The 23,149-nt window shown below is 65.3% G+C and carries 30 protein-coding genes; 17 read left to right on the top strand and 13 right to left on the bottom strand.

What is annotated here, in order from left to right:
• Positions 1 to 48 precede the first annotated feature (48 nt).
• Positions 49 to 513 (bottom strand): RDD family protein, encoded by a 465-nt coding sequence (locus tag ACYVN4_RS08505; RefSeq protein ID WP_460718984.1) that lies wholly within the window; start codon positions 511 to 513, stop codon positions 49 to 51.
• Between the two features lie 164 nt (positions 514 to 677).
• On the opposite strand from ACYVN4_RS08505, the gene ACYVN4_RS08500 reads away from it, so the two are divergent.
• Complete coding sequence (locus tag ACYVN4_RS08500) at positions 678 to 1,169, top strand: hypothetical protein (RefSeq protein WP_460718982.1); 492 nt, start codon at positions 678 to 680, stop codon at positions 1,167 to 1,169.
• Between the two features lie 584 nt (positions 1,170 to 1,753).
• Entirely contained in the window at positions 1,754 to 3,010 is a 1,257-nt protein-coding gene (locus ACYVN4_RS08495) for a pentapeptide repeat-containing protein (protein ID WP_460718980.1), read from the top strand.
• Between the two features lie 228 nt (positions 3,011 to 3,238).
• Here ACYVN4_RS08495 and ACYVN4_RS08490 read toward each other — a convergent pair whose 3' ends face one another.
• Complete coding sequence (locus tag ACYVN4_RS08490) at positions 3,239 to 4,171, bottom strand: haloalkane dehalogenase (RefSeq protein ID WP_460718978.1); 933 nt, start codon at positions 4,169 to 4,171, stop codon at positions 3,239 to 3,241.
• Positions 4,172 to 4,310: 139 nt separating this feature from the next.
• Here ACYVN4_RS08490 and ACYVN4_RS08485 point away from each other — a divergent pair, with 139 nt between their 5' ends.
• The 3 genes from ACYVN4_RS08485 (at position 4,311) to ACYVN4_RS08475 (ending at position 6,500) form a co-directional block, all read left to right on the top strand.
• On the top strand, positions 4,311 to 5,006 hold the full coding sequence (locus ACYVN4_RS08485; RefSeq protein WP_460718976.1) for a PAS and ANTAR domain-containing protein: 696 nt from the start codon (positions 4,311 to 4,313) through the stop codon (positions 5,004 to 5,006).
• A gap of 130 nt (positions 5,007 to 5,136) precedes the next feature.
• Positions 5,137 to 5,643, top strand: coding sequence for a hypothetical protein (locus ACYVN4_RS08480; RefSeq protein WP_460718974.1), 507 nt, complete (start codon positions 5,137 to 5,139; stop codon positions 5,641 to 5,643).
• Between the two features lie 89 nt (positions 5,644 to 5,732).
• A complete protein-coding gene (locus tag ACYVN4_RS08475; RefSeq protein ID WP_460718972.1) occupies positions 5,733 to 6,500 on the top strand; it encodes a DoxX family protein in 768 nt (255 codons plus the stop codon).
• A 65-nt stretch (positions 6,501 to 6,565) separates the two neighbouring features.
• Here ACYVN4_RS08475 and ACYVN4_RS08470 read toward each other — a convergent pair whose 3' ends face one another.
• From ACYVN4_RS08470 to ACYVN4_RS08460, 3 genes are all read right to left on the bottom strand, one after another.
• Positions 6,566 to 6,940, bottom strand: coding sequence for a hypothetical protein (locus tag ACYVN4_RS08470; protein WP_460718970.1), 375 nt, complete (start codon positions 6,938 to 6,940; stop codon positions 6,566 to 6,568).
• A gap of 12 nt (positions 6,941 to 6,952) precedes the next feature.
• Positions 6,953 to 7,504 (bottom strand): hypothetical protein, encoded by a 552-nt coding sequence (locus ACYVN4_RS08465; protein WP_460718968.1) that lies wholly within the window; start codon positions 7,502 to 7,504, stop codon positions 6,953 to 6,955.
• A 186-nt stretch (positions 7,505 to 7,690) separates the two neighbouring features.
• Positions 7,691 to 8,134, bottom strand: coding sequence for a hypothetical protein (locus ACYVN4_RS08460; RefSeq protein WP_460718966.1), 444 nt, complete (start codon positions 8,132 to 8,134; stop codon positions 7,691 to 7,693).
• A gap of 166 nt (positions 8,135 to 8,300) precedes the next feature.
• Here ACYVN4_RS08460 and ACYVN4_RS08455 point away from each other — a divergent pair, with 166 nt between their 5' ends.
• Entirely contained in the window at positions 8,301 to 8,474 is a 174-nt protein-coding gene (locus ACYVN4_RS08455; protein WP_460718964.1) for a CsbD family protein, read from the top strand.
• 257 nt (positions 8,475 to 8,731) lie between these two features.
• Complete coding sequence (locus tag ACYVN4_RS08450; RefSeq protein WP_460720527.1) at positions 8,732 to 9,556, top strand: RNA polymerase sigma factor SigF; 825 nt, start codon at positions 8,732 to 8,734, stop codon at positions 9,554 to 9,556.
• Positions 9,557 to 9,623: 67 nt separating this feature from the next.
• On the opposite strand, the gene ACYVN4_RS08445 is transcribed toward ACYVN4_RS08450, so the two are convergent.
• On the bottom strand, positions 9,624 to 9,779 hold the full coding sequence (locus ACYVN4_RS08445; RefSeq protein ID WP_460718963.1) for a DUF6131 family protein: 156 nt from the start codon (positions 9,777 to 9,779) through the stop codon (positions 9,624 to 9,626).
• A gap of 102 nt (positions 9,780 to 9,881) precedes the next feature.
• Positions 9,882 to 10,085, bottom strand: coding sequence for a hypothetical protein (locus ACYVN4_RS08440; RefSeq protein ID WP_460718961.1), 204 nt, complete (start codon positions 10,083 to 10,085; stop codon positions 9,882 to 9,884).
• Between the two features lie 191 nt (positions 10,086 to 10,276).
• On the opposite strand from ACYVN4_RS08440, the gene ACYVN4_RS08435 reads away from it, so the two are divergent.
• Positions 10,277 to 10,408 carry a hypothetical protein gene (locus ACYVN4_RS08435; RefSeq protein WP_460718959.1) on the top strand — a complete coding sequence of 44 codons (132 nt, stop codon included), beginning with the start codon at positions 10,277 to 10,279 and terminating at the stop codon, positions 10,406 to 10,408.
• 5 nt (positions 10,409 to 10,413) lie between these two features.
• On the opposite strand, the gene ACYVN4_RS08430 is transcribed toward ACYVN4_RS08435, so the two are convergent.
• The 3 genes from ACYVN4_RS08430 to ACYVN4_RS08420 form a co-directional block, all read right to left on the bottom strand.
• Positions 10,414 to 10,626: a hypothetical protein gene (locus ACYVN4_RS08430; RefSeq protein WP_460718957.1), complete on the bottom strand. Its 213-nt coding sequence runs from the start codon at positions 10,624 to 10,626 to the stop codon at positions 10,414 to 10,416.
• A gap of 22 nt (positions 10,627 to 10,648) precedes the next feature.
• Entirely contained in the window at positions 10,649 to 10,888 is a 240-nt protein-coding gene (locus tag ACYVN4_RS08425) for a hypothetical protein (protein ID WP_460718955.1), read from the bottom strand.
• Between the two features lie 91 nt (positions 10,889 to 10,979).
• Positions 10,980 to 11,771 carry a GvpL/GvpF family gas vesicle protein gene (locus ACYVN4_RS08420; RefSeq protein WP_460718953.1) on the bottom strand — a complete coding sequence of 264 codons (792 nt, stop codon included), beginning with the start codon at positions 11,769 to 11,771 and terminating at the stop codon, positions 10,980 to 10,982.
• A gap of 189 nt (positions 11,772 to 11,960) precedes the next feature.
• On the opposite strand from ACYVN4_RS08420, the gene ACYVN4_RS08415 reads away from it, so the two are divergent.
• From ACYVN4_RS08415 to ACYVN4_RS08390, 6 genes are all read left to right on the top strand, one after another.
• Positions 11,961 to 13,028 (top strand): LacI family DNA-binding transcriptional regulator, encoded by a 1,068-nt coding sequence (locus ACYVN4_RS08415; protein ID WP_460718951.1) that lies wholly within the window; start codon positions 11,961 to 11,963, stop codon positions 13,026 to 13,028.
• Positions 13,021 to 13,986 carry a ribokinase gene (locus ACYVN4_RS08410; protein WP_460718949.1) on the top strand — a complete coding sequence of 322 codons (966 nt, stop codon included), beginning with the start codon at positions 13,021 to 13,023 and terminating at the stop codon, positions 13,984 to 13,986. Before ACYVN4_RS08415 ends, ACYVN4_RS08410 begins: the two co-directional genes overlap by 8 nt.
• Positions 13,976 to 14,365 carry a D-ribose pyranase gene (gene rbsD, locus ACYVN4_RS08405; RefSeq protein ID WP_460718947.1) on the top strand — a complete coding sequence of 130 codons (390 nt, stop codon included), beginning with the start codon at positions 13,976 to 13,978 and terminating at the stop codon, positions 14,363 to 14,365. Before ACYVN4_RS08410 ends, rbsD begins: the two co-directional genes overlap by 11 nt.
• Positions 14,366 to 14,449: 84 nt before the next feature.
• A complete protein-coding gene (locus ACYVN4_RS08400) occupies positions 14,450 to 15,403 on the top strand; it encodes a substrate-binding domain-containing protein (protein ID WP_460718945.1) in 954 nt (317 codons plus the stop codon).
• 79 nt (positions 15,404 to 15,482) lie between these two features.
• Positions 15,483 to 17,003 (top strand): sugar ABC transporter ATP-binding protein, encoded by a 1,521-nt coding sequence (locus tag ACYVN4_RS08395; protein WP_460718943.1) that lies wholly within the window; start codon positions 15,483 to 15,485, stop codon positions 17,001 to 17,003.
• Complete coding sequence (locus tag ACYVN4_RS08390) at positions 17,000 to 18,001, top strand: ABC transporter permease (protein WP_460718941.1); 1,002 nt, start codon at positions 17,000 to 17,002, stop codon at positions 17,999 to 18,001. The genes ACYVN4_RS08395 and ACYVN4_RS08390 overlap by 4 nt, the downstream gene beginning before the upstream one ends.
• A gap of 177 nt (positions 18,002 to 18,178) precedes the next feature.
• On the opposite strand, the gene ACYVN4_RS08385 is transcribed toward ACYVN4_RS08390, so the two are convergent.
• Positions 18,179 to 18,487, bottom strand: a complete 309-nt coding sequence (locus ACYVN4_RS08385) for a GNAT family N-acetyltransferase (protein WP_460718939.1) — start codon at positions 18,485 to 18,487, stop codon at positions 18,179 to 18,181.
• Positions 18,488 to 18,653: 166 nt separating this feature from the next.
• Here ACYVN4_RS08385 and ACYVN4_RS08380 point away from each other — a divergent pair, with 166 nt between their 5' ends.
• Together ACYVN4_RS08380 and ACYVN4_RS08375 are read left to right on the top strand one after the other, a co-directional pair.
• On the top strand, positions 18,654 to 19,709 hold the full coding sequence (locus tag ACYVN4_RS08380; protein WP_460718937.1) for a LacI family DNA-binding transcriptional regulator: 1,056 nt from the start codon (positions 18,654 to 18,656) through the stop codon (positions 19,707 to 19,709).
• Between the two features lie 3 nt (positions 19,710 to 19,712).
• Positions 19,713 to 19,940 carry a hypothetical protein gene (locus ACYVN4_RS08375; protein ID WP_460718935.1) on the top strand — a complete coding sequence of 76 codons (228 nt, stop codon included), beginning with the start codon at positions 19,713 to 19,715 and terminating at the stop codon, positions 19,938 to 19,940.
• Between the two features lie 110 nt (positions 19,941 to 20,050).
• Here the strand turns inward: ACYVN4_RS08375 and ACYVN4_RS08370 are convergent, their stop codons facing one another.
• Entirely contained in the window at positions 20,051 to 21,352 is a 1,302-nt protein-coding gene (locus ACYVN4_RS08370; protein WP_460718933.1) for a lipase family protein, read from the bottom strand.
• A 96-nt stretch (positions 21,353 to 21,448) separates the two neighbouring features.
• Positions 21,449 to 22,426, bottom strand: coding sequence for a helix-turn-helix domain-containing protein (locus ACYVN4_RS08365; protein ID WP_460718931.1), 978 nt, complete (start codon positions 22,424 to 22,426; stop codon positions 21,449 to 21,451).
• Between the two features lie 53 nt (positions 22,427 to 22,479).
• Between ACYVN4_RS08365 and ACYVN4_RS08360 the strand changes: the two genes are divergently transcribed.
• Complete coding sequence (locus ACYVN4_RS08360; RefSeq protein ID WP_460718929.1) at positions 22,480 to 23,127, top strand: hypothetical protein; 648 nt, start codon at positions 22,480 to 22,482, stop codon at positions 23,125 to 23,127.
• Positions 23,128 to 23,149 lie beyond the last annotated feature (22 nt).

The following is a 23,149-nucleotide window of genomic DNA, read 5'->3' as shown; positions in this document are numbered from 1 at the left end:
GTGAGCTGCGCGACGATCGGGCCACGCTCGCTTCATGTCGGACCGTCATCAGGAGAGCACCTCGAGCACCACCAGCGGCATGAACCATAGTTTCGTGAGCTCCCAGCGGGTCACCGCGGAGCGATCGGGATTCTCGAGTCGGACACCGAGAATGGCCTTGCCTAAGGTGGACCCGGTGGCGTGCTGGATGAACACGCGGTGGGCGAAGCAGACCGCCAGCATGGTCACGATGGCCGCCGCGAGGGCGGCATTGCGGGCGTCGGGAACGGTGTAGGCCGCCGCGAACGTGAGCAGCCCGATGCCGAGGTGGCCGACGGTGTCGATAACCCACGCGCCCACACCCAGCGCGAAGTGCTGCCATTCCGGTAGATCCGGCCTCCGGTGGCTGCGCACCCGCACGTCGCTCGCATTCTGTTGGGGCGGAACCGGCTGGGGCGCCGCACCTTTGCCCGGCCACTCGCTCGTGGCGCGCTGCCGATGCCTGCCCTCGTATGCGTTGGAAGTCCCGTTCACGATCACCATGACAACCCGGGGTTCTTGTGAAACCCTTTCGAGTCGGTTGGCGCGCCCGAGGGCAACCCCTGATCGGATGCTCAACCGCCAGTCAGGACTGCGCAGGACGGGCAGAGAACTACCCAAATATCCAGCTATGGGACCAACCCAGGAAGCGATAACCCGTGAACCTCTGGAACCAGCTAGTCGAACCCCAAACCGCGGTGGTGGACAGCCTCTCCCGTGCTGAGCGAGCCGAGCTTGCCACTCGCACGATCGAGAGCACTTCGACCCTGTTCGACCCATCGTTCACTGAGTACTTCCCGCCCGAGGTCGCACAACTGATCACCTCCGCCACCCAGGACTTCCGAGCCTCCGCACCGGAATGGCTTCTGCCCGAGGCGTATACAGCGCGGTTCACCACAGCATTCGACGCGATCCAGGACATTGCGATGCGTCCTGGTTGCGGTCCCCTCACCGTTGCCGTCCTGGATCTGGTTCACGGACTGACCGGGGAGTTGGAGACTGACACCGTCCAGGAGGTGCTGTTCTCGTGCTACGACGCAATCCTTGTGTCCCAGCTCACCGGTCTGGTCACGCTGGAGAAGGAGCAGAACAACGGTCAGTGCCAACGCGCTATCACCCTTCAGTTGGATCTCACTGCTGAGTGGCGATAGCAGCGCCCACACACCTCACCATCGGGGATTGGCGCTCCTATCGAAGCCGACATGACCACCGCTTCCCACTCCACTATGTCCGCATGCTGGATGGGGAGAGCAGCATGCGCGGCCAGCAGGGCCGACGGGTCGTGATGCGAGATACGTTCGCGCTCAGCGTGATCGTGGTCTGCCCGAATAAGTTGCTCAGGTCTCGCTCCTGATCGAACGCGAGGCGTGGGGCGTGGCAGCTTGTTCACGAGCACCTACTACTGGTCATGATGAACAGTGAGCAATCGCAGTCTCGTTCACCCGCGGCTTGGGATCGATTGCTGATGTCATTGAGTCATCGTCAGGTCTTGACCAGTGGAAACACCAATTCCGTTGCCTTCTCGGCAAGTTCTAACGACAGCGCCTGGGCTACGAGTGCATTCGTTGCTTGACCGCCCGCGCTGCGGTGTAGCGTGCGCCAGCTCACCACCCCGAAGGAGCTGCGCTGAGAACTCCCCTGGCAGTGCGTGTTGCGGCGGCCTGTTACAGCGGATCGCGTGATGGTCTTGCCTCTGTCGCTATACCGTCCGTGTACTCGGACAGGAGGCGCGACCGTGAACGTTCCAGCAGGCGCAAACCTGCCCGTCGAGCGCGAGCAAAACCTGGTGCCGCGCCGCACATTCTGGATCTCTATCGCTGCCGCCGCGACTGGGTCGGCGAGCGCCGGGTTCGTGGCGGGGGCGGTGCTCGGCGTCCATACTGGTTTGACTCAGCCCGTGGCGACTGTGCTGGCAGGCTCAGGCGCGCTAACTGCAGGCCTGCTCGCGTATATCAACGGGGAGCGCAGCCGCGGACTCACCGCAGCACACCATCGTGCGGACACTGCACGCGAACGGGAACGCCACAACGCTGATTCGTTGCGGGTGCGGGAAGCGGCACTGCGTGAACGGTACACGGCTGTTGCGGCGCAGATAGCGGACGACTCCGCCGCTATCCGGCAAGCCGGTGTGTACGCATTGGCAGCGCTCGCCGACGACTGGCATGCGTTCGGGGAAGACGAGGAACGACAGGTTTGCATCAACCTTCTGCAATGGTGTCTGCGGGTGCCGCTCGAGTTGAATCATCCGGCTGCCACGTCGGAAAGGGAAATTCGGCAGACTATCGTCGCGATGCTCGCATCACGCCGTCATCGACTCGACGACGATGCAAAATCGTGGCGGCGCGCAGACATCAATCTGCGGCAAGCGTCACTGAGCCGTTGCGTGCTGCGTAGCGGTGATCGCCAGCTCATCCACGGGTATGTCAGCGGCATCCGGCTCGAAGGGCTCGACCTGACAGAGATACAACTCGGAGACGCGGATCTGGTTTCCGCTGAGCTCGCGGTGGCGCTACTGCCGCGCGCAAACCTGGTAGGGGCCAACTTGACTCACGCCGATTTGACAGGCGCGAATCTGGAGTGGGCGAACATGACCTTGGCGACACTGCAGTCCGCGACGTTGACGGATGCGAAGCTGCAACACGCCACCCTGAGTGAGGCAAACCTGGTGTCCGCCAACCTGAACGGAGCCAGCGCGAAAGAAGCGACATTCAAGGATGCACGGATGATCAAAGTGTCTGCTTGCAGCGCAGACCTGGATGACGCCGATATGAGCGGTGCGAGGCTGTGCCGGGCGGACTTCCACGATTCGAGCCTGGCCGGTGTGGATCTGACCGGAGCAGATCTGACAGGCGCGGATCTGACCAGCGCGAACCTGATAGCGGCGAATCTGACCGGTACGAACCTAACCGGCGTCGACCTGTCCATGACCGGGCTGCTTGGCATCACCTTCGATGAGACGACAGTTTGGCCCGACGGCTACACGCCGCGGTGAGCATCCCGACACGCCGGCGGGTTGGTGCTCCAGGATTTGAACGTAGGGTGCCCGTGCGGTTGGCGGTCGACCTCTGAGGCGAATTCGCTCCAGATTCGGGACCGAACGCTAATTCAGTCACCTGATCTGCGCGGATTCGCCCCGTGCTGAGGTTCGTGCAGTCACCATGTCCCGACGCTGCAGTCGCATGGAAAGGGAGGGGGCGACTTCTGTTCTGTCACATAGGGATCAGGCGGAGGGGCGCTCGATGCGGGGGTTGGCGGGTTCGCGGGCGATGCGGCCGACACGGACCTTGGCGACGAAGTCGGCGGTTGCCTCTCCGATCAGGTCGGGGGTGTCCTCGGGTAGGAAGTGTGAGCCGGGGACGGTGAGGGTTTGCTGGTTGGGCCAGGTGCGGCAGAAGTCGCGTTGGGCGCCGATGAGGAAACCGGCGGGTTCGGCGTCGATGAACAACTTGGGAATGTCGCTGGTGGACAGCCATTGCGCATAGTCTTCGACGACTGCGGTCACATCGGTGGGCTCTCCGGCGATGGGCAGGTCCCGTGTCCAGGCCAGCATCGGCAGGCGGTCCGGGCCGGGGTTGCGGTAGTGCCGCCGGTAGATTTCCAGGACCGCGGGCGAGATATCGCGCAGGGGCAGCAGGTATTCGATGAACAGATTCTGGCGCAGGATCAGGTCCTCGCCCTCGGGGCCGCGTTGGCCCTGGAAGAATGCGCGGGTCGCGGCGGGCCATTCGTCCCAGGAACGGAATGGGCGCACGATCGACTCCATGTACACGATGGCCTTGACCCGCTCGGGATGTCGTCGTGCCCAGGAGAATCCGAGTGCCGAACCCCAGTCGTGGACGACCAGGATGACCTCGCGGTCGATGCGGAGCGCCTCGAACCAGGCGTCGAGATACCGCTGCTGATCGAAGAAGCGGTAGTTGCCGTTCGGTGCCGCACCCGAATTGCCCATGCCGACGTAATCCGGTGCCAGGCAACGCCCGAACGGCAGCAGATACGGAATGATCTTGCGCCACAGGTACGACGGTGTCGGGTTGCCGTGCAGGAAGACGATCGGATCACCGTTTCCCACATCCACATACGCCATATAGCTGTCCAGTACGGGCAGGTATTTGCGATAGGAGATGTCTTCGGTGGAGATTTCCGGTGCGGTCATGTCTCGCTCCTTCCGGCGGCTCCCTCCCAGTAAAGCTCCATTCGTCGGATGAATCCGGGCCGTGGCGACAGAGGGCGAAAACCCGCGGGCCCGTTCACCGCTCGGATCGGGGGTGATGCCGTGACGCGATAATGGCGAGATGACGGATGACGGTGGGGATACCGGTTCGGACGAGCAGGTTGTTCGTGAGCTGGAGCAGGTGGTCGCGGCCGGCTCGCCGCAGGGTGTCGGCTGGTTCCGGTTCTGCTTCGATGATCAGCGGTGGGAATGGTCCGACGACATGGCGCGCATGCACGGGTATGAGCCCGGCGAGGTCGAGCCGACGACCGAATTGCTGTTGTCGCACAAGCATCCCGAGGATCGCGATCGGGTCGAAGCCGAGTTCGTCTCGTCGGTCCGTGATCATGCGCCGTTCTCCAGCCGTCACCGCATTGTCGACACCGCAGGCGGTGAGCATCAGGTCGTCGTGGTCTCGGCCGCGATCACCGACGAGAGCAATGCTGTTGTCGGCACCGAGGGCTACTTCGTGGACATCACCGATGCCATCGTCGAGGAACGCGGCGAAGCCATCAGGGCGGTGATCCCCGATCTGATGCAGGACCGAGCCCTGATCGAGCAGGCGAAGGGTGCGCTCATGCTGGCCTACGGTGTCACCGCCGAGCAGGCATTCCGGGTGCTGCGCTGGCGTTCTCAGGAGACCAATACCAAATTGCGTGCTCTGGCCACGCAGATCGTGCGCGAGTTGCACGCCGTTCCCACGCCGGGCCTCCCGGTCAGAACCGCGTTCGACCACTTGATTCTCACTGTCCACCAGCGGATTCCCGCTCCCGAATAGGTGGTTATCCTCGGTCCGAGGCCCAGTCTCCCAATTTGGATTGCGACAGTGCGTTAGTCCCGCCCGCTATGGGTTAATCAGTGGGAAGTGAGAGTTGTGGGCTGCGCGCGTGGTAGGAGGGCAGGGCACGATGCAGGGAAGACCACGCGGAAACGCGGATGACCGGACCCCTGATCTCGGTCTCCCACGCAACGGTAAGGCCGACATCGCTCTCAACGGCGCGGATGAGGCGTCGCTCTCGGACACGGGAGCGATCGCGGTGACCGTCGCGGCCCGTGTGGAGATGCTGCCCATGTTGCGGTCGGTTGTCGAAACTGTTTTGTTGACAGCTGATTTCACGCTCGATGTGGTCACCGATGTCCGGGTGGCGATCGATGAGGTTGCGACCGCGTTGGTGGTGGCGGTCGAGGTCGGGGCCGAAGTGGCCTGCGCGCTGCACTACGACCGGCATCGGGTCGAGGTTCGGATGTCCGCACTCACCCGCTCCCGCGACGTCCTGCCGGAGAACGGTCTGAGCCGACATTTGCTGGAATCGATGGTTGACGCGTTCAGCGTCGACGCCGCCGACGAGCGCCTCGACGCATACCGGGTGGTTGTGCACTTCGGTCGCGGCCGAACCAGCATCCAGGGCTGGTAACTCGTCGATCGACCACGAGGGGTGTCCGCGTTGTTTCGGCGCGGGGGTTGCGGGCATCCGGCCGCTGAAACCGAGGAAAGGGAGTTGTCATGCTGATGCGTCGAATCGCACGCCCACTGCTGGCCGCACCGTTCGTGGTCGACGGGGTCTCTGCCTGCGTGGATCCGGGTCCGCGCCTGAAGGCGGCGGACGCGCTGCTGCAACGGGGGCGGGGCAGGTTGCCCGACACCGCCGCTGGCACGTTGAACGTCGACCCCGAGACAGTGGTGCGGGTCAACGGCGGTGCCCAGATACTGGCAGGCACCCTGTTGGCGTTCGGAAAGGCACCTCGATCGGCCGCCTTCGTACTCGCGGTGACCGTGATCCCTACGGCCGTGACCGAACAGGACTTCTGGGCGGAACCGGATCCGGATCGCAAGGCGGCCAAGCGGATTGCGTTCCTGAAGGATGTGGGCCTGCTCGGTGGTCTCCTCATCGCCAGCGGTGACACGGAGGGCCGACCGTCCCTGAGTTGGCGCGGCCGCCGCGCGGCGCGCGAGGCTCGGGCGACCGTTGCGGCGGCACTGCCGATCGGAGCTTCGGCGGGTTCGAGCGACGCGCTGCGCGAGCGGGCCCACGACGCGGTCGAGCAAGTGCGGGCGCTGTCGGCGACAGCGGCCACCAGAGGAGCCGAACTGGCCGCGACAGCGCAGGTCCGAGGCAGTGAAATCGCCGAAACAGCAAGAGAGCACGCGGCCGAGATCGCCGACACGGCAAAGGAACACACAGGGGACATCGCTGACACGGTCAAGCGAAGCGGCCGTGATTGGGCCGACCTGATTCGCCGTCGAGTGGCCGACAGGCTCGAGGAGCGGTAGGCAAGTGTCGGCCCGCTGTGTCCAGTAGCGACTGGACACAGCGGGCCGACGTCGATCAGCACAAGTCAGATGGTCAGCAATCGATCGAAGTAGTCGCGGTAGCCGCGCAGTGCTTGCCGCAGGTCCTCGGTGTCCCCGTCCTGACCGGGTGACCACTGGTCGACGAGCTGCTGTTTGCGCTGGGCGAAGGTGGTGGTGATCTGTTGGAGAGTCTCGGTGACCAGTGCATCGGCCCGCGTGACGGCCTCCTGCGGGCTGTCCACGAAGGCGCCCTGCAACTCCCGCCATTGCGCGCGCAACCGGTCGAGGTCGTTCGGGTCGAGCAGTGGTGGGGCGACCGTCGGGCGATCCTCCACCCCCATCGACGGCACGTCCGGATCATTCACCGGCACTTCGGCATTCACACCGCTTTGGGGTGCCTGGTCGTGTTCGATGCTCATGAGGTCTCGTCCTTACTTGTGCTGGTCGGGGGCGTTGCTGTCGAGCAATTCCCGGAAGAGCGTTCGATAGTGCACGAGGGCTGTGCGCCGGTCCTCGGTGGAAACGGCGGTGCCGCTCGGGCGGGTGGTGATGCGGTGGGCGGCGCGATAGTGACCGAGGGTTGCCGCGTGTTCCACGGACAGGTCGGCGATCCGTTGGTCGTAGTCGTCGATGGGGTAGCCGCGTTCGGCCATGATCGTCGTGATGAGCCCGTCCGCGGCCCGCGTGGCCTCGGCCGGATCGTCGACGAACTGCTCCTGTATTCCGGCCCACTGTGCGCGGTAGCGCTCGCGCCGACCGGGGGCTAGCTCACGCAAGCCGAGTTCGGCATGCCGGTGCTCACGGCCGGTCAGTTCCCGTTCGCCCGCTCGGCGGTCGCCGGATTCCTCGATAACGCGGTCGTATTCGGCGCCGAACCTCGCGCGCAGGCGACGCCTACGCAGCAACGGCTGCAGGAAAACGACGGCAGCCGCGATAAAAATCACCACTGCCGCAATAACAATCGTCCAACTCGCAGTAGACACCCGATCCTCCTTCGATGAGCCTGTCGGGTCATCTCGGTGATGCCTCGCCGACGGCGAGTCAAACCGGATCGAGCGGTGCGGGCTATCTTGCCTCGTGGACGACTTCCTTTCCCAGATACAAGTATCGCGCATCCTGTCGGGTCTCCCCGAGACACTGCGCGACAACGCTTTGCGGGACTGAGCGAGCTATTGTCGGTGGCCGGCGCTGTGCGGACGGTCGGTCAGTGCAGGATCGGCGACCAAGGCATCGGTGGTTCCGGTGTGGGTGTAGCGGGTGGGGGCATCCGGCTGCGGCGCTTCCGGCGGAATCGGCCTGGAGATAACGGGATTCGTGGCTGCTGCTCGAGAAGCTTGGAGTTCGCGGCGGGAGGCGTCGAGTTCGCGGCGGGCGGCGGCCCCACGCCGGGCGGCACCGCGGGCGCCGGCCAGCAGGATGAACAGTCCGGTCAGCCCGATACCGCCGACCACGATGCCGTAGAGGAACAGCAGGCCGGTCGACCCGGTCACGTGGTAGCCGAAGACGGCGAAATTGTCGGTCAATGCGTGGGTGCTGCCGCCGTTGGCGAGGACGCCGGCGAGGCCGACGAGCACCGCGGCGATCAGGATGACGAGTCCGATGATGACGATCATGACGTTCCTTCGTGTTGGCTCGGATAGCTCGTCTGCCGCTTACCCCGGCCCGCCTTGCTCACACCCTGTGATTTCCAGGTTGGTGAGTTTCATTGCGGCGCAAGGGGATATGCGGGAGATGGGTTGGCTGTATCCGACATGCCGGCCAGACAGGAAGGGATCGCTCATGAGCGCCACCGACAAGGCCAGGAACAAGGTCGACGAGATCGCCGGTAAGGCCAAGGAGAAGTACGGCCAGGCGACCGACAATCCGGAGAAGGAAACCGAAGGCAAGGTCGACCAGGTCAAGGCGAACGTCAAGGATGCCGCGGAAAAGGTGAAGGACGCCTTCCGCCACTGACACGATGCCGCATGCTCGTCCCGCCCCCACTCCCGCGAGTGGGGGCGGCGGCCGTGCGATGTTCGGTCGGAATGGTTAGGGGCGTGCGAAACGGGTATCCCATCGTTATCGGTCGGATATCGATCGCCGTCCCAGCGGACCGCGACCAGCGATAACCGTCACGTCTTGTCAAACAAGCGGCAGGGCCACGATTCGATCACCCCGGGCAATCATTGTGTGTCCGTGGGGAATTCACAATCGAGGGATGCCCGATGAGCATGACCACAGCTCGATCGACCAGCATGAAGCCCAAATCCACCACAGCCGACAGCTACGACGGCATCGAGCCGCGCTTCGGCGAACTCGCCACACTGGCGAGCGACGATCCGAGCAGGCCCGCGCTACGGAACGAGATTCTGCGGCTGTGTATGCCGCTGGCCGACCACATCGCGCGTCGTTTCGCCGGCCGCGGCCAGGAACTCGAAGACCTGCAGCAGGTCGCACGGCTCGGATTGATCCAGGCTGTCGACCGGTTCGACATCGACCGCGGCAGCACGTTCCTGGCCTTCGCGGTGCCGACCATCATGGGCGAGGTGCGCCGTCACTTCCGCGACCATGCGTGGGCGGTGCGAGTTCCCCGAGGTCTCAAGGAGATTCACGGGCAGATCGGTCCCGCCACCGAGGCGTTGGCTCAGCGCCTCGGGCGCCTGCCGACCGCGCGGGAGATCGCGGCGGAGCTGCAGGTGGATCCGAGCACGGTCACCCAGGCCCTGGTGGCGCGCAACGCCTTTCGTGCCGAATCGCTCGATCGACTCACTCAGGCGGAGGAACAGAGCACGCCGTCCTCGGTGCTGGACACCCTGGGGGCGGAGGAACACTGCTACCGGCTCACCGAAGATGCAATGGCGGTGCGGCCCTTGATCGCTCAGCTTCCCGACCGTGAGCGCAGGATCCTGGTGCTGCGGTACTTCGAATCGCGGACGCAGGCTCAGATCGCCGAGTACTTCGGGGTCTCGCAGATGCAGATATCCCGAATCCTGTCGAGAACCCTCGAGCGGTTGCGCGACCAAGCGCTCGGGTCGAAGTGCTCGAAGGCGCAGTGACGCGGAGGATTCGGATTGCAGCGTAATGCGGGTGCGGCCAGGTCGGCCGCACCCGCATCGAGGTGGATCAGTAGTAGTGATTGCGGCCGCCGACCGGCCGGCCCACCCGCCCCAGCACCATCAGGACCGCGCCCACGATGAGCAGGATCACCCCGATGGTGGTCAGGATGGGTATGCCGAGCAGGACTCCGGCAATGAGCAGGATGAGTCCGAAAATGATCATGTCGCTTCCTTGATCTGCTGTGTATGTAGTTCCGCAGTTCCCTGGATCCACGTACTCAAACAATGTGTGCCGAGCGTGCTTTGGACTCACCGGGGCGACTGCTCACTCCGCGATCGAGACGCCCTCGCGAACGATGAGAAAATCTCTTTCGAGATCATTCAGCGATACGACCCGACGTGGGCCGCCGCCGAGGGGTTGGATCTCGGCGTACGAAATCGGGTTGTGTCGAACCGCTTCGACGAGAATCGATGCGCCGACCGCGTTATCGTGGATGGGAACCAGACGTGTGCCTCGTTCGATATGCATGGCTGCCAACCTTCGGGCTCATGGTTCGTTACTGTCCTCCGCGCTACCCCGGTGGAGCATCGGCAAACCGGTTCGCGCACTGAGATCATCCAAATACCAGCTGCGACGATATTCGGGCGTGATCGGTTCGGGTGGTTCGATGGTCAACTCTTGGGTAGTACCAGAGCGTGATGATGTCCAGCAAACGCGGTATGCACGAAGCTCGTCCGGAAGTCGCCGAAATCTCTGCGGTGTGGCCGGATCCGAGTCCGCTGAGCGAGTGGTGGGATGAGGTCATGAACCAGGACGGGGAGACCGAGGGTGGGCCGATCGGGCCGGAGTGAATCTGCTAGCGCTTGGGGAGCATGTTCCGCACGACCGCCAGGCCGATCATGAGGATCGCGCCGGCGGCGGCGGATGCGACGACAGAATGCGTCAGGACGGCGATGCCGCCGATGAGGACCGCGCAGATCGAACCCGCTAAAAATGCAGTGCCGCGGTCTGTTCCGGCCAACTGGAAATGATGTTTCCGTGTTGTGTCCATGACCAGAGAGTTACCCATTCGCAGCGTTATCAAACCGTGATCAGCGTGGGTGGCTTCCAGGTCTGGCGTCGTCGGCGCGTTGAACGGCCAATTCGGCCTTGCGCACCGCCTCGTTTCGGAGCCGTCCGAGTACGGCATGTTCGGTCTCGGGACAGCGAATGTGGTCGAATTCGACCGACAATGCTCGCACCCGCCGCCGCAGGCGGTTCGCACTCTCCAGATTCAGCGGTCGTTCCGCGGTGGCGGCGGCGGACTTCAGGCGCAATCTCAGTTGTTGCATCTCATCGTCCTCTGGTTGTGTGTCCCGCAGTAGGGTTTCCAGCCTCGACGCCTCTAAACCGCCACCCGGCGCACGATTCGGGTTCTGCGACTCACGATTCGGGTTCCGTGGCGAGGAAATCCCATGGCGCCATGGGCCCGACGATCCGCATGATCACGCGATGCGGCCAGCCTTCGACGATCTTGTTCACGGCCTGTAGCAGCTCCGCTTCCTTGGCGAAGGGAATGAGCACGGCGATCTCCGCCATCTCGTCCTCGGCGGTTGGGGGCCGCAGGATCACATGCTCGGTCAGGGGCACGAGCGCGCGCACCAGCACTTCGCTGTCCACTCGTCGCTTGTCTTCCATTGCGGCATTGACGGTTTCGCCGAGGGCGATGCGGGCGTCGGTGCCTTCGTGTCGCGGCGTCGACAGGATGTCCTCGCGGAGGGAGGCGGCGCGAGGATCCTCCTCGAGGATCTCGTGCAGCACGGTGTCCGCGACGTACTTTCCCTTCACGAGATACTGGGCTTGCCCGGACAGTTCGGCCAGCGCCGCGCGGAAGTGCTCAGCATCGGGTTGCAGCAGCATGGTTTTGACGGCCTTGTCGTCGGCGACGGTGGCGCCGAACCGGACCGGGATGACCGGCATTCCGGTGATCAGTTCGTCAACCAGCTGGGCGAACGCCTGTACATCCTCGTCCCGGTCCAGCGGCTGTTCGGCGGGGACTTCGCTTACGAGCGCGGCGATCGAACCGTGCTGTACGGCGCGGACCGGCGTCGGAGAGCGTCCGATGCCTTTCATGTCCAGGTGGACCTCTGCGGGGACGATGGCGTAGATCAGCAGTGCCGTGGGCGGATCCGACTGTGTCCGTGTGGTTTCCGCGGGTGTATCCGGTGTCGTCATGGTGTGGTCCTCCGGTAGGGGATGGTGGCGGGCGCGGGTTGCGCTCTCGTTCCGCCTACCCCGTCCGCGGCCGTCCATGCACGGAATAGACATTGCGCGCCAGATCGATTGGTGCGGTCCAGAGCTCTTGCCTACCGGGTGTGACCCACTGCATACTCTCCAATCAACACGAGTTGATTGGATCTGAAAATGGTGACGCGGCGCGATGTGGCGCAGCTGGCGGGCACGTCAGAGGCCATGGTGAGCTATGTGCTCAACGATGGGCCGAGGGGGGTGGCGCCCGCTACTCGGGCGCGGATCCTCGCGGCCATCGAGGAATTGGGGTATCGGCCGAATGCGGTGGCGCGGTCGCTGAAGACGTCGCGGACGATGACGTTGGGGCTGGTGGTTCCGGACAACTCGAATCCCTTCTTCGCCGAACTCGCCAGGGCCATCGAGGAAGTCGCGTTCGAAGCCGGGTATTCGCTGCTGCTGGGCAATGCCATGGATGACGACGCGCGGGAGTCGGCCTATATCCGTACGCTGATCGACCGGCAGGTGGACGGGTTGATCGTGGCTCCGGCGCACGGGGCCAGCAGTTGGATCAGCGAGTTGTCGGGGACGGCGGTGCCGCGGTTGATTCTCGACCGGGAGATCGAGCTGCCGGGGGCCACGCATGTGCTGGTCGACAACGAGGGTGGTGCGTATCAGGCTACCGAACACTTACTTGCCCATGGGCTTACGCGGATCGGCTGCATAGCCGGCTCGGACGGTATCCATCCGACCGTGGATCGTGTGGCGGGATGGCGGCGGGCGCTCACCGAGGCGGGGCGGGTTCCGGCGGAGGAGATGCTGGTGCACACCGCTTTCGGGCGCGCGGAAGGGTATCGCGCGGGTCGCGCTCTGCTGGCACGGCCGGATCGACCCGAGGCGCTGTTCGTCACCAGTGACGAGCAGGCGCTGGGTGTGCTGCGGGCGGCCGCCGAGCTCGGTCTGAATATCCCTCGGGACATTGCGATCTGCGCCTTCGACGGTATCGAGGGCAGCGCCTACACGGTGCCCGCGCTCACTACGATGCGTCAGCCTTTCGAGAGCCTGGGGCGCTCGGCGGTCGAATGGCTGCTGGCCAAGATCGCCGATCGAGAACTGGCTCCCAGCCGGATCGTGCACGAGACCACACTGGTCGCACGCGGGTCCTGCGGCTGTCCGGACCCGCTCGGCGGCGATTCGGCCATCCAGGATCGCTCGGCTACCGCACCGCAGGATCGCGATGAGTGAGCCGGACATCGTCGTGATCGGTAGTGCGAACATGGATCTCACCGTCCGGGTGCCGGGCCTTCCCAAGCCCGGCGAAACCGTCTCCGGCACCGCACTCGAACGCGGCGCAGGCGGGAAGGGCGCCAATCAAGCGGTCGCGGCTCGAATGCTCGGAGCGCGAACCACCTTGATCGGCCTCATCGGTGCCGATGAGTTCGGCGCGGAGTTGCGGCGGTCGCTGCGTGCTGCCGGGGTGGACGATTCGGGACTGGGCGAGGTCGCGGCGGCCACCGGTTGCGCGTTGGTGGTCGTCGACGAACAAGGCGAGAACATGATCACGCTCGCGCCCGGAGCGAATGGCACCCTGCGGCCTGCCGACCTGGAACGGCATGCCGCGCTGATCGGGTCGGCGGATGTGGTGCTGCTGCAGTTGGAAGTGCCGCTCGCGACGGTCCTCGCGGCCGCGCGGCTGGCGCGGTCCGTGGGTGTGCCTGTCGTGCTCAATGCCGCGCCGTTGCCGCGAGAATGTGGGCCCGAGCTACGGGAATTGCTATCCCTCACTGACCTTTTGATCGTCAATCAGAGTGAAGCGGGCGGATTGCTCGACCTCTCGTCGGGCGTCACTCCGGCGCTGCCCCTCGACATCGTGAGTGCCCTGCGAAGTCTCGGCTCGAGTGAAGTGGTCGTTACCCTCGGTGCGGACGGCGCGGTATACGCGGACGCGACAGGGGAATTCGCGCATGTCCCTGCATTCCCTGTCGACGCGATCGACGCCGTCGGTGCGGGTGATGTCTTTTGTGCCGCTCTCGCGGTCGCCCTGGCCGCGCCCACCACCCGGCTCGGCTCGGCCGTCCGGCGTGCCTGTGCCGCGGCAGCCTTGGCCACCACTCGCCGTGGCGCGCAAACGGCCGCACCAACCGGTGATCGCGTAGAAGCGCTGCTCACAGCTCATCCCTGCGGGAGCAGCCATGCGTCCTGACGGTATCTGGCATCCGCGCCTGATGGCGATCCTGACTGGTCTGGGACACACCGATGCGATCGTGATCGCCGATGCCGGTCTGCCCGTCCCACCGGGTGTCGAACATATCGACTTGCTGTGGCGGCGTGGCGAACCGGGATTCCTGCCGGTCCTGGAGGCCGTGCTTGCCGAGGCCACCTTCGAAAAGGCTGTCTACGCAAGCGAAATCGCCGAACCAGAGACTCTGAGCGGCATGACGGCGGCGCTGGTTGGCCTGACGGTCGAGACGGTGCCGCACGAGGAGTTCAAGAAACGCACCGCCGCCGCCCGGGTGATCGTCCGGACGGGCGAGGCCACGCCCTACGCCAACCTCCTGCTCTACGCCGGAGTTCCCTTCTGAGCTGCGGCTTCGCCCGGTTCAACTCGTGTCACTCGACACCACGAACGCATCCATTTCCCGTTATTCGAGAGAGGTACACCCCACATGCGCACCAGGACAGCACTCGCCGCGGTGCTCGCGGCAGCCGCCACGGTCACGCTTGCCGCTTGCGGCCAGGAGCAGACGACATCCGCTCCGGCCACCGGAGCGGGCGGCAAGCCCACCGTCTGCCTGATCATGAAATCCCTGGCGAACGAGTACTTCCAGCAGATGCAGACCGGCGCGAAGGCGCACGTCGATCAGCTCGGGACGCTCACGTTGCAGGCCGCGGGGATTCAGAACGAGACCGATGTCGACGGCCAGATCGCCCTGGTCGACAAATGCATCACCCAGGGGGTGCAGGCCATCGTGATCGCGCCCGCGGATTCCAAGGCGTTGGTGCAGTCGGTGGTGAAGGCGAGCAAGGCCGGCATCAAGGTCGTCAATATCGATGTGGCGCTGGACCCTGACGCGTTGAAGGCCGCGGGCGTCGACGTGCCGCTGGTCGGGCCCGACAATCGCGCCGGGGCCAAGCAGGTCGGTGACGTGCTCGCCAAGGCCGTCGGGCCCGGTGGGAAAGTTGTGATCCTGGAAGGCAATCCGGGCGCCGACAACGCCCTGCAGCGCAAGAACGGATTCAACGACACCATCGCCGAGTCGAAGCTGAACCTGCTGGATTCCAAGACTGCCCACTGGGAGACGGACGAGGCGTACACGGTTTTCGGCAATATGCTCACCTCCCACCCCGAGATCCAGGGCGTGATGGCATCCAACGACTCCATGGCGCTGGGTGCGATCAAGGTGATTCAGGAACGCAAGGCCAACGTGAAAGTCGTGACTATCGACAATATTCCGGCCGTCAAGCCCTACCTGCAGTCCGGGCCGGTGTTGGCCACCCTCGACCAGTTCGGCTCGGAGCAGGCCGGTGACGGCATCGACGTGGCCATGAAACTCATCGGTGGCCAGAGCGTCACCGGCTGGCAGAAGACCCGGATGACCGTCGTGACTGCCGGGTCCTGACGGCTCCGAAACACGCTGGGGCGGAAGCGGTCTCGATAGTTCCGCCCCGGCGTGCCCCTCGAACTCTGTGGGAGCAGCAATGAACTCCGAATCCGATGCGCTGCTGCGCATCAGCGGGCTGATCAAGCGGTACCCGGGCGTGACGGCGCTGGACGGCGTCGACCTCGAGGTCACCGCCGGTGAGATCCACGTGTTGATCGGCGAGAACGGTGCGGGCAAGTCGACGCTCGTGAAATGCCTTGCGGGCGTGGAGCAACCGGATGCCGGGCAGATGACCCTGGACGGTGTCGAACACCGTCCGCAGGGGGCGGCGGCCGGATTGCGTGCCGGAATCCGGGTGGTGCACCAGGAGCTGGCGCTGCTGCCCGAGCTGACGGTGGCCGAGAACCTCTTCCTGCAACGGCTGCCACGCCGGTTCGGCGTGGTCGACCGGCGCGAAATGCGCAGGCGTGCAGCGGCTCTGCTCGCCCGGGTGGGTCTCGACGTGTCGCCGGATCTACAGGTGGGTCGCCTGGGTATCGCGCAGATGCAGCTGATCGAGATCGCGAAGGCGCTGTCGAGCGAATGTCGGCTGCTGATCATGGACGAGCCGACCGCGACGCTCACGCCGCGGGAGACCGCCACCCTGTTCACCGTGATGCGGCAGTTGAAGGCCGAGGGGGTGGCGATCATCTTCATCTCCCACCACCTCGACGAGATCTTCGAGATCGGCGACCGGGTCACGGTGCTGCGCAACGGAACCAGCGTCGCGGCTCGGGTCATCGCGGATATGACGATTCCCGAACTCGTGCGCATGATGGTGGGCCGCGACCTGGCCGCCGAGTACCCGCCGGTCACGGTCCGTCCTGCCGGGCAGGAACTGCTGCGGGTCGACGACCTTGTCGTCACCCCGCGAACGCCGCCGATCTCGCTGTCGGTGCATGCGGGTGAGGTCGTCGGTGTCGCAGGGCTCGTCGGTTCCGGGCGCACCGAAGCGATGCGGGCGATCTTCGGTGCCGACCGCCCGGCCGCGGGGTCGGTGCACCTTCGTGGCGCGGAGGTCCGCATCGGGAGCCCGCGCGACGCGGTCCGCCACGGCATCAGCTTCCTGACCGAAGACCGCAAGGCCCAAGGGCTGGTGCTGGATCTCTCGATCGCGGCCAACCTCAGCCTGGCCGGGCTGGACCGGGTCAGCGGGGCCGGCTTGATGCATCACACGGCCGAAATCGACAGCGCCAGAGCGTTATCGGAGACATTGCGGATCAAGTCCGCGGGTCCCGAACAGTCGGTGCGCTCGCTGTCGGGCGGCAATCAGCAGAAGGTGGTGCTCGGCCGCTGGCTGGCCGTCGACGCCGACCTGCTCATCGTCGACGAACCGACGCGCGGCATCGATGTCGGCGCGCGCTACGAGATCCATCAACTCCTGCTGGACCTGGCCGTAGCGGGCAAGGGCGTCCTCGTCGTCTCCTCCGACCTGCCCGAACTGCTCGGCATCTGTGATCGGATCCTGGTCTTCTCGGCCGGGCGGATCGCCGGTGAGGTGCCGCGCGCCGACTTCGACGCCGAACGCATTCTCGGCCTCGCCTACTCCGGATACTTGAAGAACGGTAGTGCAGCATGACTTCGATCAGCATGGCGCGGGCCAATACTCGCGCCGGACAGGCGCTGAGCCAGGTGCTCGGCGAGGCGGGCATCGGGGTGGCGCTGGTCGCGCTGGCGGGGTTCTTCCTTGCCGCCGCACCGCATTTCGCCACCACCGGGAATGTCCGCGACATCATGACCCAGATCACCCTCAACACCATCCTGGCCGTGGGGATGACGTTCGTGATTCTGGTGGGCGGCATCGACCTGTCGGTGGGATCGGTGATCGCGCTGTGCGCGGTAGTGGCGGGCAAGGCCATGGAAAACGGTGGCACGTCGGCGATTCCGCTGGCCATCGCGGTCAGCATCGCCATCGGCGCCGCCTGTGGCCTGATCAGCGGCTTCGTCACCGAACGCTGGAAGGTGCCGTCCTTCATCGTCACCCTCGGCATGCTCTACGTCGCCCGCGGCGCGGCGGAGCAGTACACCAACGCCCGCACCATCTACAGCCTGCCGAAGGCCCTCACCAACTTCGGCACCGCCACCGTCGCCGGTGTCCCCGCGGTCTTCGCCGCGGCCCTGCTGATCGTCGCCATCGCCTGGTTCGTCCTGTCCCGCACCGTCTTCGGCCGCCTGGTCTACGCAACCGGTAACAACGAGGAAGCAGTGCGCCTCTCCGGCCACCGAACCGGCCTGATCAAGGTGATCTGCTTCGTCATCGGCGGCCTCTGCGTAGGCGTCGCAGCAGTCGTCTACATGGCCCGCCTAGGCGTAGCCAGCCCCATCCTCGGCCAAGGCTACGAACTCAACGCCATCGCCGCCGTAGTAATCGGCGGCGCCAGCCTCTCCGGCGGCCGAGGCTCGGTAATAGGCACCCTCCTAGGCGCCTGCCTCCTGGGCGTCCTAACCAACGGCCTACTCCTGATGGGTGTCTCGGACTTCCAACGCATGATCGTCACCGGCGCCGTAATCATCGTCGCCGTAATCCTCGACGCCTACCGCAAACGCCTCATGACCCGCCTCTCCGGCACCCCCTAACCCCTGCGGTCGACGACCTGACCGTCGCTGAATAGATGGTCCAAGCGCTCCAATCCGGAGTCGCCGCCCTGCGCCATCAAGATCAGGGAGTACTCACTGCGGAAATTTGTCCGCTTTCCCTCCCTGACAACTCCCTGATCTTGTTGACCGACTGCGGATACGTCATGGCATGCACGTCTACTCGGGCGACGGTGCCAACGGCTTGACCCATCGCGACCATTCCGGTTGTGGTGCATAACCGTTCGTCTTCCATGCCTGTTGGCCGAGATTGTTCTCGTCGAGCACCATCGCATCGGCCCTGGTTCCGCCGAGACGCGCGAATCGCTGCTCGGCTGCTTGGATCAGACGTCCTCCGATGCCCTTGCGGCGGTGATCGGGCGCGACGGCAAGGCGGTAGATGTGGCAACGCCAGCCGTCCCAGCCCGCGATCACGGTGCCGACGAGTTCGGGATCCGCTGTGGTGTCTTCATCGACGGCAAGGATCAACGCCTCGGGGTCACATCGCTGTGCTCAGCGGCCCGAAGAACGATCTTGGACACGCCTCCAGACTAATCGGACTTGCACGTGCACTCGGCGCGGATCGCATCGTGCAGCTGTCTTCTGTATCGTTCTAGTAGATCGATACAGAAGGTATCTGGGGAGGAGCTCATCGGTGTCTTCGGGAGCGACCATGAAGTCGGTCGCCGCTGCGGTCGGCGTGTCGATGTCGACGGTTTCCAACGCTTACAACAGGCCGGATCAGCTCTCGGTCGAAGTCCGCGAACGGATCTTTGCGGCCGCGCGTGAGCTGGGGTACTCCGGCCCGCATGCTGCGGCCCGCACACTGCGCAGCCGCCGCGCTGGGGCGATCGGACTACTCCTCACCGAGCAGTTGTCGTACGCATTCTCCGACCCGTTCGCGGTCGGCCTACTCGCCGGGTTGAGCGAGGTCGCCGAGGGAACTCGCACAGGTTTGCTGCTCATCCCGCTGCCCCGTTACGAACCGGGTGCGGACGAGGAGACCATGCACGACGCGGTCGAGACCATGCGCAATGCCGTCGTCGACGGCGTGGTCGGCTACTGCGTCGACGCCGGACATCCTGCCCTCGAGGTGATCTCCCGCCGTGGATTGCCGTTCGCGCACACCGAAGACCACCTCAGTGCCGGACGGCGCGTGGTGATCGATGAGGTCGAGGCCATGCGTGGTCTCGGCGCGTACCTGGCCAGGCTCGGCCACAGCCACGTCGCGATGGTGGTCGACTCGGGGCGAGCGACGACGGCGCCACACGAGATCGCCGATGCCGCAACGCTGTACAACAACGCGCGGCTGCGGATGCAGGGCCTGCAAGAAGGGCTCGGAGCGAACGCCCGACTGACGGTCGTGTCCGGCGGTCACAACTCCGTCGAGTCCGGTATCGCCGCCGCCGCATTGGCCGTCGACCGCCGCGATCGCCCGACCGCGATCGCCGCCGGCGGTGACGTGCTCGCATTCGGCGTCATCGAGGCGATGCGGCAGCGGGGTCTGGAGCCGGGGCGCGACATCTCCGTCACCGGATTCGACGACATCCCTGCTGCGGACAGCGTCGGGCTCACCACTGTCCGCCAACCGATTCGAGACAAGGGGCGACTCCTCGGACGCATGCTCCTGGATCCGTCCTACACCGAAGACCGCGTCGTCCTACCCACCGAACTGGTGATCCGGGCCAGCACCGGTCCGGTGCACAGTTGAGACTTGCACGAGGAGATCGACATGCATCACATCGCCGGACACCTAGCCGTCAAGGCGGCACGGGCCCAGGCCAATTCGGCCCTGCCCGATGCTCCGGTCCTACCTGATCCGCCGTCACGCGAGGCGCGTCTACGCAAGCACGTCGCCGCATTCTTACGCGGCTCCGCCCAACGCCGGACCCGCCTGGCCGACCGGCTCGACCCCCGCCTGGCGAATCCGATGCCCTGCTGACTCCGGCGCCAGAATGTGCTGGTGCACACTGCTTCTCGACGTTTTCATGCCAGGATGCATGCTCGTCGAGCATCCGGGCTTGGGCAGGCGTTCTCCATTGGTGATTGGGGTCAGGGTGGGGTGCAGCCGGGGGAGAGGGGTTCTGCGGCGAAGCGGGATGAAAGGAAGTGCATTCCGGCGGGGGCTTCGGCTAGGGCGGTGGCGTTGTGGCCGGTGGTGGGGGAATGGTGGGCTTGGACAGTGGATTTCGGGGTGCAGTAGTGGGTTAGGAGGGTGTCGAAGCCGGATACGGGGACTACCTCGTCTGCGGTGCCGTGGTAGAGGTACAGGGGGATGTCGGGGAGGGTTTGGCCTAGTTCTTGGCGGTGGGCGGCGGCTAGGAAGGCGGGGTGGGAGAGTAGGGCGGGGGTGGTGGAGAAGTCGTCGGCGTGGGTGGTGGCGTAGCGGGTCATGAGGTCCAGGCCGCAGGCGGTGGATTCGGAAGACAGTGCGGCCCGGCCTCGTTCGTTGAGGAGGGTGGGGAGGTCGGAGTTGGGGGTGGTGCGGAGTAGGGCCAGGAGGATCAGCATTGTCAGGCCGGATTGGGGGCCGCCGTCGGCGTTGCGGGCGATGGTGGGGAGGTCGGTGGGGATGCCGCCGGCGGTGATACCTGCGATGGGGAGTTCGGGGGCGTAGGTGTGGTGGAGTTCGGCGGCCCAGAGGGTGGCGAAGGCGCCGCCGGAGTAGCCCCAGGCGCCGATCGGGCTTGCGGTGCTCAGGCCGGCGGGGGAGAAGCTGCGGGTGGCGCGGAGGGCGTCGAGTATCGCGCGGCCGGACATGATGCCGTCGAGGAAGCGGGATTCGGGGCCCTCGTAGTCGGGGACGACGACCGCCCAGCCGCGGCGCAGTGCGTCGACGAGGAAGGGGGTGTCGATGACCGTGCTCGTGATCGCGGAGTCGCGGCCACCGTGCAGCGCGAACGAGGGCGCGCAGTGGGTGCCGAGGCTGTCTTCGGCGACTTGATAGGACAGCAGTGGGCGCGCGCCCGGGCCGGGCCAGGGCGTCGGGGAAGCCAGCACGGTGGCGACCGCGGCGGCGGGGCGATTGTCGGGGCCGGTGGTCCGGTATTGCAGCTGCCAGGTCGACACCCGCAGTGGCAGACCGAACATCGAGATCTCGCGACGGTTCAGGATCGAGCCGGGTGCGTGATCGGCGATATCGGTGGGTGCGGCGTAGAACGGGTCGTCGGCGGGCTGGAGGGGTTGGGAGTGTGCGGTGGGCCCGCCCGCGCCCAGCGCCATCAGCAGCAGGGCGCTGGTCAGGAGGGCCCACCGCCCAGGCCGGTCGAAGGCTGCGGAGACATCAGAGAATTTGCCGTAGTACATCGCGCCCTCTCCGTAATGCAACGGGTGGTCGGTACTGGAAAGATTCACGAGTCCGGTTGAACATCGGTCGAATTGGACCGGACAGTAGAGTAGCGGAGCCGAACGCCCCGGCGACCAGGTCCCGATTTGCGTGTTTCGTACCGGTCAGTTGCGCAGCTCGTGCTTCGGGGAACGCCCGAAAGCCTGCTTGTAGAGCTGAGCGAACCGGCCGGGGTTGCTGAACCCCCAACGGGCAGCCACGACCGCCACCGAATAGCCGTCACTGGGCTCGGCGGCCTGCAGGTCCGCGCGGGCGCGATCCAGACGAACCAGACGCAGGTATTCCAGCGGTGTCATGTCGTGGTGATTGCGAAACGCGTTCTGCAAAGCCCGAACACTGGTCTCGGCCTGCGCGGCGAGTTCGGCGATGGTGATCGGGCGTGCGGGATTGGCCTGCATGTAGTCCACGGCCCGCTGCACCGCCGAGGTCGGCACCGTGCCCGGACCCGGTTGCAGGTGCAGGTCCATGGTGGTGTTGGGGAAGACTGCAAGGGCTGCGGCGGCGAGGGTGCGGGTGAGGTTCTGGACGACGAGTTCGGTGAGGACGGGGGAGTCGGGGTCGGTGAGTTCGTGGTGGGTGAGATCGAACAATCGGCCCCAGAAGCGTTCGCTGCGTGCGTCTCTGGGCTCGAGGGAGGTGAAACGGAAAGCGGTGGAGTCGATTCCCGACTGTGCGGCCAGGTCGGTGAGCATGGTGTGGGGGATGTGCAGGAGGTTGACATCGTGGCTGTCGCAGTCGGCGATGATCGGGACACCGTACGGGAACACGATGAGATCGTTGCGATGCTGTTGAAAGTCGTTGCCGCCGCCGCGCAATCGGGCCCGGCCGCGCAGCGACCGCTCGAAATAGACGTGGTCGTGCAGCGGGGCGATGTGGCAGCTGTAGCCGATCGTGCTGCGGATCTCGGTGGCAATGACGTCGTTCCAGATCGTGGCCCGGGTGCGAACTCGGCACTGCGGCGGCGCATTCCAGAACCGCAGGGCATTGTCGGAGTACATCTGGGTCACGAAGGCGACGGCCTCGTCGGCGTCGCGGGATGAAAGTTCTTCCCGGCGTGCCTCGATCATCCCCTGCTGTGTCATTGCCGAACCTCCTCATCATGATTCGTTCACGAAGGGGTGCCCAGACTGGTCGCATGTCCGATCGGCGTGCCAGATTCCGTTTAGCGATTGCCCGTTTGCTGCCCTGGATGATCGTGGCGACGTGCGCGGTACTCGCCCTGGGAACCGTCGGGGTCATCGTCGTGAAGCGCCTCGACCGCCACGAGACCCCGCGCGCCGCGGCGGCTCCGGCGGTGATGTATACCCGCGCGGGCATCGGCGACGCCTGTGCCCTACTCGATTTCGCGGCTCTGGAGCTGGTCATCGGCAAGCCCACCGCCCCGCCGACGAGCCACACGAGCGAGACGCCGACGGTTGCGGACTATGCCCGGTGCGGCCCCTCCCGCACCGCATCCGGTGTTTCGTTCGTGCACGTCGAGGTGGACCGTCAACCGATGTTCGCGCAGTTCACCTACGACGGTTACCGCTCGCACCCCCTGCATGGCAACGGTCCCGGGGTTGTCACCCGCGAACTGAGTGGTCTCGGGGAGTCCGCGTTTCTGATCGTGTACGGGTCGTACGAGGGGAACACCTCGCCGATCGGCTGCGAGCTCGATTTCGTGAAGGTGAACGTCTTCGTCGAGGTGAATGTGATGTTCGAGAAGGACAACGGCAGCAGCACCGACAAACTGACCGATGCGTGCCGGACCCAAGCCGAGAGCGTGCTCGGAAAACTGAAGTGACCGATCGCCGCCGACGCCGTCG

The sequence above is a fragment of the Nocardia heshunensis genome (genome assembly GCF_054782115.1).
This window is presented reverse-complemented; position numbering and strand designations above follow the sequence as displayed.

What these genes read in the sequence shown, in the direction of transcription:
- ACYVN4_RS08450 (WP_460720527.1), top strand. Translation starts at nt 8,732, where the DNA reads ATGACCACAGCTCGATCGACCAGCATGAAGCCCAAATCCACCACAGCC.
- ACYVN4_RS08440 (WP_460718961.1), bottom strand. Translation starts at nt 10,085, where the DNA reads ATGCATATCGAACGAGGCACACGTCTGGTTCCCATCCACGATAACGCG.
- ACYVN4_RS08415 (WP_460718951.1), top strand. Translation starts at nt 11,961, where the DNA reads ATGGTGACGCGGCGCGATGTGGCGCAGCTGGCGGGCACGTCAGAGGCC.
- ACYVN4_RS08390 (WP_460718941.1), top strand. Translation starts at nt 17,000, where the DNA reads ATGACTTCGATCAGCATGGCGCGGGCCAATACTCGCGCCGGACAGGCG.
- ACYVN4_RS08425 (WP_460718955.1), bottom strand. Translation starts at nt 10,888, where the DNA reads ATGCAACAACTGAGATTGCGCCTGAAGTCCGCCGCCGCCACCGCGGAA.
- ACYVN4_RS08470 (WP_460718970.1), bottom strand. Translation starts at nt 6,940, where the DNA reads ATGAGCATCGAACACGACCAGGCACCCCAAAGCGGTGTGAATGCCGAA.
- ACYVN4_RS08460 (WP_460718966.1), bottom strand. Translation starts at nt 8,134, where the DNA reads ATGATCGTCATCATCGGACTCGTCATCCTGATCGCCGCGGTGCTCGTC.
- ACYVN4_RS08430 (WP_460718957.1), bottom strand. Translation starts at nt 10,626, where the DNA reads ATGGGTAACTCTCTGGTCATGGACACAACACGGAAACATCATTTCCAG.
- ACYVN4_RS08360 (WP_460718929.1), top strand. Translation starts at nt 22,480, where the DNA reads ATGTCCGATCGGCGTGCCAGATTCCGTTTAGCGATTGCCCGTTTGCTG.
- ACYVN4_RS08395 (WP_460718943.1), top strand. Translation starts at nt 15,483, where the DNA reads ATGAACTCCGAATCCGATGCGCTGCTGCGCATCAGCGGGCTGATCAAG.
- ACYVN4_RS08410 (WP_460718949.1), top strand. Translation starts at nt 13,021, where the DNA reads ATGAGTGAGCCGGACATCGTCGTGATCGGTAGTGCGAACATGGATCTC.
- ACYVN4_RS08445 (WP_460718963.1), bottom strand. Translation starts at nt 9,779, where the DNA reads ATGATCATTTTCGGACTCATCCTGCTCATTGCCGGAGTCCTGCTCGGC.
- ACYVN4_RS08420 (WP_460718953.1), bottom strand. Translation starts at nt 11,771, where the DNA reads ATGACGACACCGGATACACCCGCGGAAACCACACGGACACAGTCGGAT.
- ACYVN4_RS08455 (WP_460718964.1), top strand. Translation starts at nt 8,301, where the DNA reads ATGAGCGCCACCGACAAGGCCAGGAACAAGGTCGACGAGATCGCCGGT.
- ACYVN4_RS08485 (WP_460718976.1), top strand. Translation starts at nt 4,311, where the DNA reads ATGACGGATGACGGTGGGGATACCGGTTCGGACGAGCAGGTTGTTCGT.
- ACYVN4_RS08475 (WP_460718972.1), top strand. Translation starts at nt 5,733, where the DNA reads ATGCTGATGCGTCGAATCGCACGCCCACTGCTGGCCGCACCGTTCGTG.
- ACYVN4_RS08400 (WP_460718945.1), top strand. Translation starts at nt 14,450, where the DNA reads ATGCGCACCAGGACAGCACTCGCCGCGGTGCTCGCGGCAGCCGCCACG.
- ACYVN4_RS08365 (WP_460718931.1), bottom strand. Translation starts at nt 22,426, where the DNA reads ATGACACAGCAGGGGATGATCGAGGCACGCCGGGAAGAACTTTCATCC.
- rbsD (WP_460718947.1), top strand. Translation starts at nt 13,976, where the DNA reads ATGCGTCCTGACGGTATCTGGCATCCGCGCCTGATGGCGATCCTGACT.
- ACYVN4_RS08490 (WP_460718978.1), bottom strand. Translation starts at nt 4,171, where the DNA reads ATGACCGCACCGGAAATCTCCACCGAAGACATCTCCTATCGCAAATAC.
- ACYVN4_RS08480 (WP_460718974.1), top strand. Translation starts at nt 5,137, where the DNA reads ATGCAGGGAAGACCACGCGGAAACGCGGATGACCGGACCCCTGATCTC.
- ACYVN4_RS08435 (WP_460718959.1), top strand. Translation starts at nt 10,277, where the DNA reads ATGCACGAAGCTCGTCCGGAAGTCGCCGAAATCTCTGCGGTGTGGCCG.